The sequence below is a fragment of the Cellvibrio sp. UBA7671 genome (assembly GCA_002483145.1).
GTDB lineage: Bacteria > Pseudomonadota > Gammaproteobacteria > Pseudomonadales > Cellvibrionaceae > Cellvibrio > Cellvibrio fibrivorans.
Window position 1 is genome coordinate 410,063 of the sequence record DLHJ01000016.1, and the last position, 16,091, is coordinate 426,153.

Consider the following 16,091-nt stretch of genomic DNA (forward strand, 5'->3'; position numbering starts at 1 on the left):
AGTGGTGATGTTGCATTAAAGCGCAGGCACAGGGTTGTAATAGTGGCGGCCACTTTTGATGGTGAGGATATATTCCACCAGCTGTTTAAAGTGCTCGCGGTTTTTGGCCAGATTTAAATCTTTGGCATTCACAATCAGCAGTGGTGCGCCGTCATAGAAGTGGAAAAATTCAGTATAGGCATCGTTGAGCGCTTTTAAATAATCGACAGTGATATGTTGCTCGGCACTGATGCCGCGTTGGCGGATGCGGTCGAGCAACACATCGAGTGGCGCTTGCAAATAAATCACTAAATCCGGGCGCGGCGCATTGATAACCAACTTGTCGTACACCTGGCGATAGATGTTAAGTTCATCGTCATCAAGTGTGGTGCGCGCAAAGAGCTGATCCTTTTCGATTAAAAAATCTGCCACCCGCACCGGCTCAAAAATATCGTCTTGCCGCAAACTTTGTAATTGGTTGGCGCGCTGGAATAAAAAGAATAATTGGGTGGGCAGTGCAGTGGATTTTGGATCGCGATAAAAACGCTCCAAAAAAGGATTCTCTTCCGGCTGCTCCAGCAACATATCGTAATTAAACAATTGCGCGATATTGCGTGCGAGGGTAGTTTTGCCAACGCCGATACAGCCTTCCACGGTGATATAGCGCGGCAATTTGACGTTAGTTAAATCCAGTCCGAGCTCTTCAAACACAGGGTTCACGGCAACTCCTTGAAACAGATTCGTTAAGCGGGCGATGACAGGCGCAGCAGTCCGTCTGCCGGGCAGCGGCTGAGCAAGTCCGCGAGCGGGGTGCCATCAGGCAACTGCAAATTGGGGGTGATATCCGCAAGCGGATAAAGCACAAAACTGCGCTGGGTGAGATAGGGGTGAGGCACGGTAAGGCGCTCCTCCTCAATGATCTGGTCGCTGTAGAGCAGCAGATCCAGATCCAGGGTACGTGGCCCCCAATGTTGGATGCGCACCCGTTGGTGGGCTTGTTCGATGGCTTGTAGTGCATCCAGCAGCGCGAGCGGAGCGAGCTGGGTATCGAGCAGGGCAACGGCGTTGATGTAATCCGGCTGCTCGGGTCCAACGGCACGGCTGGAGTAGAGCGACGAGCGCGCCAGCAGCGACGTCAGCGGCAGCTCTGCCAATTCAACAAAGGCGCCTGTTACCTGCGCGAGCGGATCTTCCAGATTGCTGCCCAGACCTACATAGGCCAGCGCCATGGATTATTCATTCCCGCCGGGGGCGGCATCGGTTTTGGGTTTGCGCGGGCCGCGGCGACGGCGTGGTTTGCCCGCTGCCTTGGCGCCACCTTGTTTGCCGATATCTTTGACCATCTGCTCGCGCTCTTCATCGTTCGCGGTTTGGTAATTGGTCCACCAAACGCCTAAACCATCGAGCGCTTCGCCTGCCGCTTCTCGCATCAACAAAAAGTCGTAGGCGGCGCGGAAGCGGGGGTGATCAAGCGTACGCAGGGCGCGCATGCCCAAACGGCTGGGCAGGCGCTGCTGCAGGTCCCAAATTTCGCGCATCGGTATCAGGAAACGCTTGGGTACTGCGGTGCGCGTTAACTGTTGGTTGATAACATTCTGTGCTGCTTGTCCCCAGGCTTGGGTTGGCGTCATCTGGCTGCTAAGCAACGTGAATTGCTGCTGCAGGGCCGGCCAGAGGAGGGCTGCATAGATAAATGCAGGAGTGACGGTTTTGTCGCCCCGGATGCGTTTATCGGTATTGATCATGCATTGTTCGATCAGGTTGGCACCAATCTCATCGCCCGCTTTGAGTGCTATGTCGGTGCCGGGGAAAAGGTGCGCCAGCAAATCGTATTCACGCATCAAGTTAAATGTTGCAGTGGCTGAGCCGCCCAGAAACAGTTTCAGGACTTCTTCAAACAGGCGCGCGTCGGAAACATTGAGCAGTAAACCGCTCAGTTCGCGGATCGGCTTGGCGGTTTTGGACTCCAGGTTAAAGCCGAGTTTGGCGGCAAAGCGCAGTGCGCGGAGGATACGTACTGGATCTTCTTTGTAGCGCGTTGCCGGGTCGCCAATAATGCGCAGGGTGCGCTGCTTGAGGTCTTCCATACCATTGCAGTAGTCGATGACGGAAAAGTCCTTGAGCGTGTAATAGAGGGCGTTGACGGTAAAGTCGCGGCGCATGGCATCAGTTTCGAGGGTGCCGTAGACGTTGTCGCGCAGCAGCATGCCATCTTCACTGCGTACGCTGGATGATTCTTCATGGTGACCGCGGAAGGTGGTGACCTCGATAACCTCGCGCCCCATGCGTACATGGACTATCTGGAAGCGGCGACCAACGATACGCGCGCTGCGGAATATGCGTTTGACCTCTTCCGGTTTGGCGTTGGTGGCGACATCAAAATCCTTTGGGTGATTGCCGAGCAGCAGGTCGCGTACACCGCCACCAACTAAATAGGCGGCAAATCCGGCCTCTTCCAATTGTTTGATAATCTTGATCGCCGCAGGGCTGATGTTCTTGCGGGAGATGCTGTGCTGGTCGCGTGGAATCAGGGTGGCACCGTCGCTATTGCGAATACTGGATTCCTTGCTGGAATCCTTGGCGCCGGAGGTGAACAGGTTTAGCAAGCGTTTGAGCATGTTTTCTCGCTGGTGTTTAGGCAGTCAGTTGCACAAGAGCGGCGAGTTTAGCAGAAGCACGGTGTTTTTTACGACAATCACGCCACTTGGGTTGGTTTGGATTCCAGAAAGCAAAACGGGAAAGCTTTCGCTTTCCCGCAGGAGGGCGCACCGGAGTGCTTTAATCGGCATTCAATGGGGTGCTTCCGTGCCCATATCCAATCTCGCGTGCTATCCCATCCCGTGCCTAGTCAGTAGTCCGCTTTATTTTACTGTCTTATTGCTCTTGTCTTCTAGCGTTGTCTATCTAAGTTATTGTTTTAGTTATTATTATTCAATTTCTATTGTTATTATTTCTTGTTGTTATGCTCTTTTATTTTCAGTTTCTTATTATTTCTTGTTGTTATTCGTTTGTTTCAGTTTCTTATTATCTATTGTTGTTATTTTTAAGTTCATTACGCTTTTTATTATTTATTGTTGTTATTAGATTTTTACATTTAATTCTTATTATTTGTTTTTGTTATGGCGCTCTAAAAGCAGTACTTGTGCCAGTTTTATAATGGCTAATTAAAACAATGAGTTAGGTTTTTTTGGTGGCGCCTTATTTCTTTTTGTTATTTCGATAGGTTACATATTTGTCACAAGTTTGTTACGTCTACCCAGTGCGGTAACAGTATTTGCGCGGTAACACTCCCGTGTTTAGGGGTAACGATTTGGCATCAATAGCAACAAGTGTGGCGCGTTAATCAATAAAACTGTCACTAAAAACAAAAATCCCCAGTGCGATGAGGCGGCTGGGGATTTTTTAGAGGTCTTTTGGTTGGAGATAGCTATTTGACGCTGCTAAGTGCTGCAGTAGATTTGGTGCGAGGGATGCCGAGGCGCTGGCGTCGCTCCCAGAGGCACTTGCGGCTTACACCCAGCTTACGCGCCAACTCTGTCTCACTCATGCTGTCCTGGTGTTCCAGCACAAAACGCTGGAAGTAGTCTTCCAGTGACAGGTCTTCCGATGCCGCCGGTGCGCCGCCGGGGCTGCGGTTGGCGAGGCGGGCAGGTTCAAAGACGGAACTGCCGGTATTGTCGTCCAGATCCTGGTAGTCCGTATCGATAGACAGAAGGTGCTCGCCAATTTCGTTACTGTCTTCACACAAAATCACGGCGCGCTGCATGGCGTTTTCCAGTTCGCGCACATTGCCTGGCCAGTTGTAGCTCATGATGGCATCCATGGCGCCGGACGAGAGTTTCAGTTGGGCTTTGCCAAATTGGGCGCAGTAGCGTTGCAGCAAGGATTCGGCGATATTGATGATATCGCGCTCGCGCTCGCGCAGCGGCGGTAGTTCCAGTTGGACTACGTTGATGCGGAAATACAAGTCTTCGCGGAATTTGCCCTCTTTGGAGAGCTTGCGCAGGTCGCGGTGGGTTGCGGCGACCAGGCGTACATCCACTTTGCGCGATTCAACTGAGCCGAGCGGGCGCACTTCGCCCTCTTGCAGTACGCGCAGCAGGCGCGCCTGGGCTTCCAGTGGCAACTCGCCGATTTCATCGAGGAATAATGTGCCGCCATCGGCTGCGGCTACCAATCCTTCACGATTGGTTGCGGCGCCGGTAAAGGCGCCTTTTTCGTAACCGAAGAGTTCGGATTCAATTAAGGTGTCGGGAATTGCGGCGCAGTTGACCGAGATCATCAGGTGATTGTTGCGGTTGCTCTCTTCGTGCAATGCGCGGGCAACCAGTTCTTTGCCTGTGCCGGTTTCGCCGTGGATCAAAACGGTTGCGTTAGTGGGGGCAACTTTGTGGATGCGGTTATAGAGATCTTGCATGACATCGCTGGCGCCAATCATGCCGGCGATGGCGGTGCTGGCGGCAATGGTGCCGACAGCAGCTTTATTAGCGGCCTTGGCTTTGCCGATCACCCGCTTGACCGCATTGACCATTTCATCGTGGTCGAAGGGTTTGGCGATATAGTCCACCGCGCCCATGCGCATGGAGTCTACTGCCGAGCGCAAGCTGGCGTAGCTAGTCATGATGAGTACTGGCGTATCACCCGCCAGTTTGATCAAGTCAGTACCGGGAGCACCGGGCAGGCGCAGGTCGCTGACGATCAAGTCAAACTCTTTTAGTTGGAATTTGGACGTCGCCTCTTTTACCGACGGGGCCTCACTGACCTCGTACTGGTTGCGCTCAAGCAGCTTGCGCAGGGCGTTACGGATGATGGTTTCGTCTTCAACAATTAGAATCTTACTCATAGCTATCCGGGTCTTGCGTTAAGTGTTACTGGTCAATAACTTGCGGGGCGCACCTGCAAGTCGCTGGTTTTATTCACTTTGTTGCTCAGGCATCCATGAATGAATCGAGGTGGCGCGGCAGGGTGATGACAAATCGTGCGCCGCGATTGTGAACTGTATCGGCAGGGCTAATGATATCCATATGGCCGCTATGGTCTTCGATAATGCTGTACACCATGGCCAAGCCCAAACCTGTGCCTTCACCGGGTTCTTTTGTGGTAAAGAAAGGTTCGAGAATCCGTTCAATCAGTTCGGGAGGGATACCATGCCCCTCATCGGTAACAGAAACTGTTACCGAATCCTCATCTTCGTTACTTTCAAGCATAACACGCCCTTGCTCTGGGCTGGCATCCCGCGCGTTAGATAAAAGATTTATAAAAACCTGAATTATGCGTTGCGCATCGCCAGCGACAATCGCCGTTTTGGGGATGTCGTTGCAGAAGAGCACTTGGGTTTTCTCTTTCTGCAATGACAAAAGATGGATGGCTTCGTTCGCGCAGTCACGAATCGACACTGCCTCAAACTCGGTTTTACTGGCGTGGCCGGCGTGGGAGAAGCTCACCAGCGATTGCACGATACGGCCGACGCGGTCGGTCTGGCTGAGGATCTGTTCTGCGGTTTCCAATACTTCAGCGGGGTCGGTGGAGTCGTATTTCAGGTTTTGCGCCAAACAGGCAATGCCGGTAATCGGGTTACCTATCTCGTGTGCGACACCGGCTGCCAAGCGGCCAACCGATGCCAAGCGCTCGGAGTGCACCAGCTCCTGCTCCAGCAGCTGGGTTTCGGTCACATCTTCCAGCAGCATGACCTGATCGTAAACGCCGGCGGTAATCGGGCCTTCGATATTAGCTTTATGCAGGCTGATCCAGTGCGGGCGCTTGTTCAGCTCGATTTCGCGGCGATAAAAATGCGGTTCTTTGCTCTGGCTGAAATCGATCAACAGGCTGCACCAGGGCTCGGGAATATCTTCAAGATAGGATCCCGTCACATCCTCGCCCGGCGTTTGGGTGAGTTCTGACATGGCGCGGTTCCACATGAGCACCTCCATATCGCGCCCCAGGGAACAGACCGCCATGGGCAGTTCTTCCAGTGTTTTACGATGATAGAGGCGCAGGGTATTCAGCTCCGCCGCCATACCGGTCAAATGGTTGCGATATTCAGCGAGGCGGTTTTCGATCAGGTTGATGTCGACGGTGGTCTGGGTTTCTACAGTCGAGTGGGGAATGCATTTATCCATAATCTCGCTGGCGACATGGATACCCATCAGGCTCGATAAATTGCCTTCGATCTGGTCGCGCAACCGGCGCAGGGCGTAGGGGCGGCGCTCATCGATGCTCAGGTTCAACTCTTTCAGGGCAATATCCACCTCGCGGCTGGCGGTTACTTTACCGAGTGGCTTGGCGAGGCGATGTTTGAATTCCGAGGCTGAATGCACATCCAACGCTTGACGCACCGGGTGGCTGATTTCATCGGCGGCGCAGAGATCGGCGCTGTATTGCTCGTCTTCCGTCTGGCGGGTGAGCATGGAGATGATCACGAAACAGAAGGTGTTCAGCCCGAGCGAGATAAGTGTTACTTCGCTCCAGTATTCGATGCCAATGGGAACTGACCAACTGAGCAGCGGCAATTGGATAAATTCCAACCCCGTCAGTATCGGCAACAATAACCCCAGTGCCCAGATGCTGGTGCCGACGATCAAGCCAGCAATAATCCCGCGTTTGTTGCCCTTGCTCCAGAACACGATCGCGAAGGTGCCTGGCAGGAATTGCAGGGTTTCGATAAAGGCGGTCATCGCCAAATCGGCAAGGCTGAGGCGGTTGTCCAATATCCAGTAAAGGATGTAGCCACCAAAGAAGATCGCTGCGATCAAAATCCGGCGCAGCCAGATCAGTTGGCTATACAGATCGGAGCGGGTGCGCAGCTTCAGGCTGGGTAATAGCCAGTGGTTCATCACCATGGTGGAGAGCGCGAGTGAAATAACCACCATGGCGCCGGTCGCCGCGGAGAGGCCGCCGATAAAAGCCAGTAGGGTCAGGCCGGGCGAGTCAAACAGAATCGGTATGCCCAGGGTGTAATACTGTGGCGGTAGTGGTACCGAGAGTTCAGTGCCCGCCCAAAGGATCGGGAAAATCGGCAGCGCCATCAGCAATAAAAACAGCGGGAAGGCCCAGGTCACTGTATGCGAGTTGCGCATCAGCGGGTTTTCCGCCAAGCCCAAGTGGAAAATGTGCGGCATGGTCACCGCCGTAGCGACAAACACCAGCAACAGCGTATGTGCCGAATCCGTGTGGATGGGGGTGTGCAGCAAGGCGAGGTTTTCAGGGTGGTCGAGCAGCCATTGGTCGAGCCCTTCCAATCCATCAAACACCCCGAATACTGCCACTAAACCTACTGCGCAGAGGGCGCAAACTTTGAGTAGCGATTCAAATGCCATGGCGGTAATCAGGCCGCGATGCTGTTCGCGATTGGCGCCGAATGAAATGGTGAAGAAGGCTAGAATTGCGCAGTAGCAGAGCGCCATTATGTCTTTGAAGGTGAGGCCGGTACCGGCGAGCGGTAGCGATGGATTGCCACTTACTGTGAGGATATGCATGGTGTCGGCGATCGCCTGAATCTGCAGCGCCATCAACGGCAGAATCCCGCACAGCATACAGAGAGTGGTGAGCGCGCCCACGCTGTGGCTGTGGTAGCGGAATACCAGCAAATCGGCGAGCGAATGCACTTGATGGCGGCGCGCCAATTCCGCCAGCGGCGCCAGCGCTACCGGTGCAAACAGAAAGAGGGCACCTGTCCCCAAATAGTAGGCGAGCGCGCCATAGCCGTACTGGAAGGCGAGGTCGATCACGCCGTAAAACGCCCAAGCGCTGGCAAAAATGCCTAGCGACAAAATATAGGTAATCGGGTGCGAGGTCACTGCCTCGGGAATCCAGCCGCGCTCGGTGATCCAGGCGATGCCGAACAGCAGCAGTAAATAGCTGATGCCGATGAGTGCTACCTGGCTGAGATCAAAAGTCATGTTGTTTTATTTCTTATCAGTCTTGTGGGAGAGGCCGGCTTTCTTTATTAAATGTGTCAATCAAACTCGTGGTAATTCTTACGGCGTATCTGCATCACAAAGGCAATCACAATCACGGCCACCCACACCAAATAAGGGCGGTACCAAGCGCCTTCAGGATTGATAATCCAGTTAAACAGGCTGGGCGAAAAGATATAAGCCACCAGCAGCAGCAAAATAACCAGGCGTTGATTGTTCATAATTCGTGTTCCCTTGCGCGAGGCGCGGCGGGTTGAGGGTTCTTATTCTTCTTGGTACAGATGACTCAAGCCTTGTACAGCCTGACGCTGCCAATTATGCAAAGCCCAGTCCAAACATTCGGAGGTGGAAGCATCCGCCAAATCGGCGGGGGGATTTTGCCCTAAAAACTCTAGCCCACGCCACAGATTCTTGCTGGCGAGTTTGCCATCAATTGCTTTGGCATGGTTTTGTTTACTGAGTTTCTGGCCGTTGGGCTGAATTGCCAGCGGTACGTGGCCGAACTGCGGCAGCGGCGCTCCCAGCAAATCAAAGAAGAATAGCTGCCGGCCCGTTACTTCAAGTAAATCGCTGCCGCGAATAATATGGGTGATCCCTTGGGCGATATCGTCTACCACCACCGCTAGTTGGTAAGCGTAGAAGCCATCGCGCCGTTTCAGTATCTGATCACCTGCCTGGGTACGCAGGTTTTGTACTTGAGTACCTTGGATCAAATCATCGAATTGGATAATTTCAGCGGTAGGGCGATCTGGCAGATCGTAGAGCTTCAGGCGCAGCGAGCAAATCTGGTGGTGTGAATCGACTAGGCGGTTGCGGCAGCGCCCATCATAAATGCCGCCCATTGCCGTTAAGTCCTGCCGCGAACAGGTGCAGTAATAGGCGAACTTGGCTTGTAAGAGGGCATCAAGGCAGGCTTCATATGCTTGGCTGCGTTGGCTTTGGTAGACGATCTCTCCGTCCCAATGCAGCCCGTGGTCATCCAGCGTCTTCAGTATTGTGCTGGCGGCACCGGGTTGTTCGCGCGGCGGGTCGAGGTCTTCAATGCGCACCAACCAGCGACCGCGATTGGCTTTGGCATCCAGATAACTGGCGAGTGCACTGACCAATGAACCAAAATGCAAGGGTCCTGAGGGTGAGGGTGCGAAGCGGCCGATATAGCCTGAGCCTTCAGTGCCGGGCGATGGGGAATCGGGTAGCCGATAGGGGGTAAGTGTGGGAGGTGTTGCTGACATGATGAAAGAGGCGAGCACTGCCCGCCTCGATCAAACCGGCATTAGCCGCCGATTTGTTTTTCTTTGATTTCTGCGAGGGTTTTGCAATCCACGCAGAGAGTGGCAGTCGGGCGCGCTTCAAGGCGACGGATACCGATTTCTACACCGCAGGCATCGCAGTAGCCGTAATCATTGTTTTCGATCAGCTCCAAGGTGCTGTCGATTTTCTTGATCAGTTTACGCTCGCGGTCACGGGTGCGCAGTTCGAGGCTGAATTCCTCTTCCTGGCTGGCGCGGTCGGCGGGGTCGGGAAAGTTAGCCGCTTCGTCTTTCATATGGGTTACGGTGCGGTCTACTTCTTCCATTAACTCTGAGCGCCAGTTAAGCAGCAATTGTCTAAAGTGCAGCTTCTGGCCTTCGCTCATGTACTCTTCGCCTTTTTTCTCCACATAAGGAGTGAAAGGGCGCAGTGCAAAGGTTTCAGTAGAGGGTGATTTTTTCGCCATAGTAGCGCCTCGCAAGACTTCCTGGATCGGCAATAATCTGCACCAGCAGGTGGGCAGAATTAGAAGGGGGAGCAAGCTATCAGATAACAAATGCGAGTGCTAGCGTTTTTTCGCGCGCCTGTCAGCTGATGGGCTCGATCCGGTTAAACAGCTATCCAAACCCATTCCAAACAAAAACTATAGCCCCAATTTGGCGCGTTTGTGCTTCAATTTACCATCCATTCGTCTTCTATAAATGTGCGCTTGCCAACTATGCCCCAGTTTTATCCTGCCCTTTTGCTCAAACGCTACAAGCGCTTTTTGGCGGATATCCGCCTGCCTGATGGTACCGAATTGACCATCCATTGCCCTAATACTGGCTCGATGAAAAATTGTGTGCTGCCGGAAAGTCCCTGCTGGTACTCCGTGAGCGATAACAAAACCCGCAAATATCCGCAGACCTTGGAGGTGGTAAGTACGCCGGGCGGTCATCTTGCGGGGATTAATACCGCGCGCACCAATGAACTAGTTGAGCAGGCATTGCGCGAGCATGTGATTGTGGAATTGCGTGGCTATCAAACCCTGCGCCGCGAAGTCGTTTATGGCAGTGAAAAATCGCGCATCGACTTTTTATTAAATGATAAAGAGTTGTTAAGCGAGCACAGTGATGATGCGCGTTTGTGTTACCTGGAAGTAAAAAATGTGACGCTGATGGAAGCCGAAGGCGAAGGTTATTTTCCTGACGCCGTGAGTGATCGCGGCAGTAAACATCTGCGTGAATTGATGGCGATGGTGGAGCAGGGGCACAGGGCAGTTTTATTATTTTGTGTGCAACATACCGGGATTCAATTGGTGCGCGCCGCCGCGCATATAGATCCTGTTTATGCGGCAACATTGCATGCGGCGTGCTCGGCCGGTGTACAAGTTATCGCCTATGCCGCACGCATCCAACCTGAGCAAAATATTATTAAATTGGATCGCTGTTTGCCGGTGCTGAATTAATTTTTTTTGCGCTGCTGAAATTCACCACAGCCACCGCACCTAAAATTAAAACCGTCGCGCTGTATTCCGGCCAGCCGGGTTGTTCGCCTAATAATAAAATGCCGGAAATAACGCCAATCAGCGGTGTAATCAGCGACGAGAGCGATGACACACTCACCGGCACCAGCGTCACCAACCGTACCCAGGCCCAGTAGCAAAACATAAATGCAAAAAACACGTTATAGACCACACCCCAGAGCGCGAGTGTGGAGGGCATTTTCTGCAGTGCGCCATCAACAAAAAATGCCGCGATAATAATCGGCACACTGGCGAGCAATAATAACCAGCCGGTGAGAGCCACCGTATTGAGCGGCACCTCCCATCGTTTCATCAACACAGTGCCTGCGGCCCAACACCAAGCGGCAGCGACCATCAGCACCGCCCCCACGATTAATTGCGTGCTCATAGGCGCGCTGAACCAATTCATTAATGCTTCGCTCATCAATGCAAATACGCCGGCAATTCCCAATAACAATGCGATGCCGATACGCAGGGTAAATTTGTCGTGCAGCACCCACACGGATAAAAGTACTGTCCAGATCGGCATGGTGTAGCCCAAGAGTGCAGAGCGCCCGGCGGGTAACATACTCAAACCGTAAGTGGCCATCACATTCCAGGCGACTATGTTGAGCAGACAAATCCACAACACTTTTTTCCAGTAACCGTTGGGAATACTGAGTGTTAATCCCGACGCGCGCGCCAACCCCAGAATCCCCAGTCCACCAAAAAACAAACAAAATCCGCGAAAGGTCAACGGTGGAATTTCGCCGATAATAAATTTCATAATCGGCCAGTTAAAACCCCAGCCAATGGCGAGTCCAATTAATAGCAAAATACCTTCGACAGAAAGGCGTTGTGAATTCGGCATAAAAGAAAATCAACAGAAAGAAAATGAATAATGAGCTGGATTGCGCGCAATCCAGCCTCACGAAGCATGCGTTATTGTGCAGTGGTTTGCGGTGGAAATGGCGTTAAGAGTTTGCTGACAGTTTCGCGCAATTTTTGTTCGGCTTTGAGCGAGAAATTAATCAGTGGAATGCCCTCAGCATTGCCGCGCCAGATAAGCGTGTTGCTGCTGGTTTGGGTGATATCGATCACGATTACGCCTTCCTGCTTGCCTTTGCCCAGCGTTTGGCCGGTTCCCAAACCGATACTGCCATGGTTGCCAACGGGCAGGCCAATACCTATCCCGATACTGGTGTTGCCGCCCGTGCTCACGCGCGAAAATACCTGCATATCAATTAATAAGTCGGCGCTAGTGTCTGCGAGTACAAATCCTTGTGCGCGCAACTGTTCATCGACAAGGTTTTGCAGGAAGGTTTTATCGATTCCGCCTACATCAACTGTGATAGCGCGCCAGTTGTAGGTTTTTAGGCCGCTGAAGTCAGTGCCGGTTTTATAGTCGTCGGCATATTTGATGTTGGCACAGGCGCTGAGCAGTAGTAGCAAGCCTGACATCAAACCGATGGAAACTAAGTGGCGCATAGCCTTGTCCTCATGAGAAGAAAAATAGGTGGTGTGCGAGTATAGCCTAGCCTCTGCCTACGCATGGGCACAGAGTTTGCAAACACTGTGTAATTAACGCAGACTTGCGCCCGCTCAATCATGCCAGCCAATTGTTTACGATCAGGGAGTTATTGTGGATTTACTGCTGATTTTTAAAGCCATCATCATGGGGATTGTTGAAGGCGTCACAGAATTTTTACCGATTTCCAGCACCGGGCATTTAATTGTCGTTGGCGATTTAATTAATTTTCATAACGACGGCCGCGTGTTTGAAATTGCCATCCAGTTGGGGGCTATTTTGGCAGTGGTGGTCGAGTATCGGCGCAAATTTACGCAGGTGGCCTGCGGTATGTTTAGCGATCCACAGGCGCAGCGTTTTATCCTCAATCTGTTAATTGCATTTCTGCCCGCTGCGGTAGTGGGCGTGATGTTTATCTCGTTGATCAAAACCTATTTGTTCAATGCCCTGAGTGTGGCGACTATGTTGATCCTCGGCGGCTTGGTGATCTTGTGGGCGGAGCGGCGCAAGCACGAGGTCCGCGTCACGGATGTGGATCAAATGAGCTGGAAGGATGCGTTAAAAGTGGGCTTGTTCCAGGTGCTGTCGATGATTCCTGGCACCTCGCGCTCGGGCGCGACCATTATCGGTGGTTTATTTATTGGGTTGGATCGCAAAGTCGCAGCAGAGTTTTCATTTTTTCTCGCGGTACCAACCATGGTTGCGGCGACCTTTTACGATATCTACAAACATCGCGATATGCTTGAAATGGGCGACTTCCCGATGTTTGCGGCCGGATTTATCACCGCTTTTGTCAGCGCCTGGATTGCAGTGCGCACCCTGGTGCGCTACGTAGCCAATCACAGCTATGAAATTTTTGCCTGGTACCGAATTGCATTCGGGTTGTTTATTTTGATCAGCGCTTACACCGGTTGGGTGAGTTGGACGATATAAGGTTTCCTTTGCCGCCGCTTTGATTTGGCGTGCGGCAATATCAATGGATAAATTTCACTACGCTGGTATCTTTTTCACGACTTTTACCCGCGGTGTGTAAATCTTCCAAATATTCCCGCCACATTTTCTCCTGATTTTTGCCCAACTCGTAAAAATAATCCCAAGTATAAATTCCGCTGTCATGACCGTCATCAAACACCAGCTTGAGTGCGTAGTTGCCTGCGCGCTCAATTTTATTGATGGCGACATCCTTTTTGCCAAATTGCAGTACTGCTTGCCCCGGGCCGTGGCCTTTCACTTCAGCACTGGGTGAATGCACGCGCAAAAATTCGGCGGGCAATAAAAATTGCTCGCCGTCAAAATGCAGCTCAAGCTGTTGCGATTGTTTGTGTAGCTGAATCTTGGTGGGTATTTTGTTCATTGCGAGTGCACTTAATTACAAAATAAAACGGCTTAAATCTTCATTCTTGGCCAGCTCACCCACATGGGCTTCAACATAAGCGGAATTGATCTCCACCTGGGTTTTGCCATTACCCGCTTCAAATGAAACATCTTCCAATAACCGCTCCAGAATGGTGTGTAAACGGCGTGCGCCGATATTTTCGGTGCGTTCATTCACTTCATATGCTGTTTCGGCAATGCGGCGAATACCATCTTTGGTAAAGGTGATGTTGATACCCTCGGTTTTCAGTAACGCTTCTTGCTGTTCGGTAAGCGATGCTGTGGGTTCGGTGAGGATGCGTTCAAAATCATCCGGTGTTAACGCACTCAGCTCAACACGGATTGGCAGACGCCCCTGCAATTCCGGAATTAAATCCGAGGGTTTGCTCAGGTGAAATGCACCTGAGGTGATAAATAAAATATGGTCAGTTTTGATGGTGCCATGTTTGGTGGTTACGGTGCAGCCTTCGATTAATGGCAGCAAATCGCGCTGTACACCTTCGCGCGATACATCGGCGCCACTCACATTGCCACGGCGTGCGACCTTGTCGATTTCATCGATAAACACAATTCCGTTTTGCTCGGCGGCTTCAATCGCCTGTGCTTTGATATCGTCATCGCTCACCAGTTTTGCGGCTTCTTCGTCTTGCAATTGTTTAAAGGCTTTTTTGACGGTGAGTTTCGCTTTTTTGGTTTTGTCGCGCCCGAGCGATGAAAACATGCTTTGCAATTGATTGGTCATGTCTTCCATGCCCGGTGGCGCCATTATTTCTACACCCACACTGGCCGCGGCAATATCAATTTCAATTTCTTTATCGTCCAGTTCACCTTCGCGCAATTTTTTGCGGAATATCTGACGCGTGCCGGATTCGTGTTTGGTTTCTTCAGCCGAGAGATTGCGTGCAGGCGGTAAAAGTGCATCGAGGATGCGCTCTTCGGCAGCTTCGGCGGCGCGATGTTGTACCGCTTTTGTCGCCTGTTCGCGGCGCATTTTAATGGCTACATCAACGAGATCGCGGATAATGGATTCTACATCGCGGCCGACATAGCCGACTTCGGTAAATTTGGTCGCTTCCACTTTGATAAAAGGCGCGTTGGCGAGTTTTGCCAAGCGGCGTGCGATTTCCGTTTTGCCCACGCCGGTTGGGCCGATCATCAAAATATTTTTTGGTGTAATTTCATTGCGCATATCGAGGGGAACTTGCATGCGACGCCAGCGATTGCGCAGTGCAATTGCAACCGCGCGTTTGGCGTTGGCTTGGCCGACGATATGTTTATCTAATTCGTGCACGATTTCGCGCGGAGTCATGGAGGACATAAAAAACTCTTAAGAGATGGAATTAATATTCGAGTGTTTCAATGGTGTGTGTCTGGTTGGTAAAGACACAAATATCGCCCGCAATTTTCAGGCCTTTTTCGACAATGCTGCGCGCATCCAACTGGGTGTTTTCCATTAATGCACGCGCGGCGGCTTGCGCGTAATTGCCGCCCGAACCTATCGCGATTAAATCGTCTTCCGGTTGGATCACATCGCCGTTGCCGGTGATGATCAGCGAGGCTTCTTTATCGGCAACCGCAAGTAAAGCTTCCAAGCGGCGCAGGCTGCGATCGGTTCGCCATTCTTTGGCGAGCTCGACAGCGGCGCGGGTGAGTTGACCATTGTGTGCTTCGAGTTTGGCTTCAAAGCGTTCGAAGAGGGTGAATGCATCGGCGGTGCCGCCAGCAAATCCGGCGATCACCTGATTTTTGTAGAGACGGCGCACTTTGCGCGCATTGCCTTTCATTACGGTATTGCCAAGGGAAACCTGGCCGTCGCCGCCGATAACGACTTGCCCATCGCGGCGCACAGAGAGAATTGTTGTCACTGGACTTCCTTCTTAATTTACATCAGAGAAGCCAGAAAAATGGGGGCGTGCCCGCCTTTTTCAAGGCGTGCACCTGGATGTAGGGATTATTTGGTTTTAGCGCGTTTAAGTACCAGCGCGTTGTATTCGTTTTTGACCAGTTGCGAGCGGGCGCTAGTGAGTTCGTTTTGGTTATTAAAAGGACCGACTACTACGCGGTGCCAGACTTCACCTTTGCGAATCTCTACCTTTTCAATATTAGCGTCGAGGTTGAGCAAAATTAATTGCGCGCGCAATTTGTCTGCATCTTCAGCGCGAGGGAATGACCCGACCTGCAGAATGTACTCGGTGGTCTGCTCCTGTGCCGGTTTTTCCTCGTTGATCGTTTCGCTCGCTGGCACAATGGTTTCGCTTTCTTGTAGCAATTTGTAGAAATCAAAACGCGGTTTGGGCGTTTTATTTTCGGTCACCTTGGGCTTGGGCTCTTCTTTGGGCGCCGGCGCCGCAACCGGATTTTTAATGAAGTAGAGGCTGGCCGTAAACGCACCCAATACCAGACCTGCCACGAACCACAACCAGGGAGGTGTCGCGCTGGTGCTGCTGGATGATGTGCGGCGCGCTGGAGCGCGGCCTTTTTTGGCGAAATCTCTACTCATGGAATTTGTGTGTCTGTGCTAAATCGAGGCGCGATTGTAAAGGGATTGCGCGGGTGAGTC

At 52.1% G+C, this 16,091-nt stretch carries 16 protein-coding genes; 2 read left to right on the forward strand and 14 right to left on the reverse strand.

Features of this window, described 5'->3' with window-relative positions:
- Positions 1 to 15: 15 nt before the first annotated feature.
- The 8 genes from B4E62_RS17565 to dksA all read right to left on the reverse strand — a co-directional run bounded on the left by B4E62_RS17565 (position 16) and on the right by dksA (position 9,612).
- Positions 16 to 699 carry a deoxynucleoside kinase gene (locus B4E62_RS17565; protein WP_310067538.1) on the reverse strand — a complete coding sequence of 228 codons (684 nt, stop codon included), beginning with the start codon at positions 697 to 699 and terminating at the stop codon, positions 16 to 18.
- 23 nt (positions 700 to 722) lie between these two features.
- On the reverse strand, positions 723 to 1,208 hold the full coding sequence (gene folK, locus B4E62_RS17570) for a 2-amino-4-hydroxy-6-hydroxymethyldihydropteridine diphosphokinase (protein ID WP_331352974.1): 486 nt from the start codon (positions 1,206 to 1,208) through the stop codon (positions 723 to 725).
- Positions 1,209 to 1,211: 3 nt separating this feature from the next.
- Positions 1,212 to 2,597 (reverse strand): polynucleotide adenylyltransferase PcnB, encoded by a 1,386-nt coding sequence (gene pcnB, locus B4E62_RS17575; RefSeq protein ID WP_331352975.1) that lies wholly within the window; start codon positions 2,595 to 2,597, stop codon positions 1,212 to 1,214.
- A gap of 809 nt (positions 2,598 to 3,406) precedes the next feature.
- Positions 3,407 to 4,822, reverse strand: a complete 1,416-nt coding sequence (locus B4E62_RS17580; protein ID WP_331352976.1) for a sigma-54 dependent transcriptional regulator — start codon at positions 4,820 to 4,822, stop codon at positions 3,407 to 3,409.
- A gap of 85 nt (positions 4,823 to 4,907) precedes the next feature.
- Entirely contained in the window at positions 4,908 to 7,877 is a 2,970-nt protein-coding gene (locus B4E62_RS17585) for an ATP-binding protein (RefSeq protein ID WP_310067530.1), read from the reverse strand.
- Between the two features lie 56 nt (positions 7,878 to 7,933).
- The gene (locus B4E62_RS17590; RefSeq protein ID WP_062061659.1) at positions 7,934 to 8,116 is read right to left on the reverse strand and encodes a hypothetical protein; all 183 of its coding nucleotides are present in this window, start codon (positions 8,114 to 8,116) and stop codon (positions 7,934 to 7,936) included.
- Between the two features lie 42 nt (positions 8,117 to 8,158).
- Entirely contained in the window at positions 8,159 to 9,145 is a 987-nt protein-coding gene (gene gluQRS / locus B4E62_RS17595; protein ID WP_331352977.1) for a tRNA glutamyl-Q(34) synthetase GluQRS, read from the reverse strand.
- Positions 9,146 to 9,168: 23 nt separating this feature from the next.
- Positions 9,169 to 9,612 (reverse strand): RNA polymerase-binding protein DksA, encoded by a 444-nt coding sequence (dksA, locus tag B4E62_RS17600; protein WP_310067523.1) that lies wholly within the window; start codon positions 9,610 to 9,612, stop codon positions 9,169 to 9,171.
- Between the two features lie 252 nt (positions 9,613 to 9,864).
- Between dksA and sfsA the strand changes: the two genes are divergently transcribed.
- Complete coding sequence (gene sfsA, locus B4E62_RS17605; RefSeq protein WP_331353091.1) at positions 9,865 to 10,593, forward strand: DNA/RNA nuclease SfsA; 729 nt, start codon at positions 9,865 to 9,867, stop codon at positions 10,591 to 10,593.
- Here sfsA and B4E62_RS17610 read toward each other — a convergent pair.
- Positions 10,559 to 11,500, reverse strand: a complete 942-nt coding sequence (locus B4E62_RS17610) for a DMT family transporter (RefSeq protein ID WP_331352978.1) — start codon at positions 11,498 to 11,500, stop codon at positions 10,559 to 10,561. The genes sfsA and B4E62_RS17610 overlap by 35 nt on opposite strands.
- 71 nt (positions 11,501 to 11,571) lie before the next feature.
- On the reverse strand, positions 11,572 to 12,117 hold the full coding sequence (locus B4E62_RS17615; protein WP_331352979.1) for a DUF4136 domain-containing protein: 546 nt from the start codon (positions 12,115 to 12,117) through the stop codon (positions 11,572 to 11,574).
- A 154-nt stretch (positions 12,118 to 12,271) separates the two neighbouring features.
- Between B4E62_RS17615 and B4E62_RS17620 the strand changes: the two genes are divergently transcribed.
- Positions 12,272 to 13,090, forward strand: coding sequence for an undecaprenyl-diphosphate phosphatase (locus B4E62_RS17620; protein ID WP_331352980.1), 819 nt, complete (start codon positions 12,272 to 12,274; stop codon positions 13,088 to 13,090).
- 40 nt (positions 13,091 to 13,130) lie between these two features.
- On the opposite strand, the gene B4E62_RS17625 is transcribed toward B4E62_RS17620, so the two are convergent.
- The 4 genes from B4E62_RS17625 to B4E62_RS17640 form a co-directional block, all read right to left on the reverse strand.
- The gene (locus B4E62_RS17625) at positions 13,131 to 13,511 is read right to left on the reverse strand and encodes a DUF971 domain-containing protein (RefSeq protein ID WP_331352981.1); all 381 of its coding nucleotides are present in this window, start codon (positions 13,509 to 13,511) and stop codon (positions 13,131 to 13,133) included.
- A 15-nt stretch (positions 13,512 to 13,526) separates the two neighbouring features.
- Positions 13,527 to 14,849: an ATP-dependent protease ATPase subunit HslU gene (gene hslU / locus B4E62_RS17630; protein WP_331352982.1), complete on the reverse strand. Its 1,323-nt coding sequence runs from the start codon at positions 14,847 to 14,849 to the stop codon at positions 13,527 to 13,529.
- 22 nt (positions 14,850 to 14,871) lie between these two features.
- The gene (hslV, locus tag B4E62_RS17635) at positions 14,872 to 15,396 is read right to left on the reverse strand and encodes an ATP-dependent protease subunit HslV (protein ID WP_310067510.1); all 525 of its coding nucleotides are present in this window, start codon (positions 15,394 to 15,396) and stop codon (positions 14,872 to 14,874) included.
- An 86-nt stretch (positions 15,397 to 15,482) separates the two neighbouring features.
- Complete coding sequence (locus B4E62_RS17640) at positions 15,483 to 16,031, reverse strand: SPOR domain-containing protein (protein ID WP_310067509.1); 549 nt, start codon at positions 16,029 to 16,031, stop codon at positions 15,483 to 15,485.
- Positions 16,032 to 16,091 lie beyond the last annotated feature (60 nt).

Coding starts and splice junctions, on each gene's coding strand:
- folK (WP_331352974.1), bottom strand. CDS start 1,208: ATGGCGCTGGCCTATGTAGGTCTGGGCAGCAATCTGGAAGATCCGCTC.
- pcnB (WP_331352975.1), bottom strand. CDS start 2,597: ATGCTCAAACGCTTGCTAAACCTGTTCACCTCCGGCGCCAAGGATTCC.
- B4E62_RS17580 (WP_331352976.1), bottom strand. CDS start 4,822: ATGAGTAAGATTCTAATTGTTGAAGACGAAACCATCATCCGTAACGCC.
- B4E62_RS17585 (WP_310067530.1), bottom strand. CDS start 7,877: ATGACTTTTGATCTCAGCCAGGTAGCACTCATCGGCATCAGCTATTTA.
- B4E62_RS17590 (WP_062061659.1), bottom strand. CDS start 8,116: ATGAACAATCAACGCCTGGTTATTTTGCTGCTGCTGGTGGCTTATATC.
- dksA (WP_310067523.1), bottom strand. CDS start 9,612: ATGGCGAAAAAATCACCCTCTACTGAAACCTTTGCACTGCGCCCTTTC.
- sfsA (WP_331353091.1), top strand. CDS start 9,865: ATGCCCCAGTTTTATCCTGCCCTTTTGCTCAAACGCTACAAGCGCTTT.
- B4E62_RS17610 (WP_331352978.1), bottom strand. CDS start 11,500: ATGCCGAATTCACAACGCCTTTCTGTCGAAGGTATTTTGCTATTAATT.
- B4E62_RS17615 (WP_331352979.1), bottom strand. CDS start 12,117: ATGCGCCACTTAGTTTCCATCGGTTTGATGTCAGGCTTGCTACTACTG.
- B4E62_RS17625 (WP_331352981.1), bottom strand. CDS start 13,511: ATGAACAAAATACCCACCAAGATTCAGCTACACAAACAATCGCAACAG.
- hslU (WP_331352982.1), bottom strand. CDS start 14,849: ATGTCCTCCATGACTCCGCGCGAAATCGTGCACGAATTAGATAAACAT.
- B4E62_RS17640 (WP_310067509.1), bottom strand. CDS start 16,031: ATGAGTAGAGATTTCGCCAAAAAAGGCCGCGCTCCAGCGCGCCGCACA.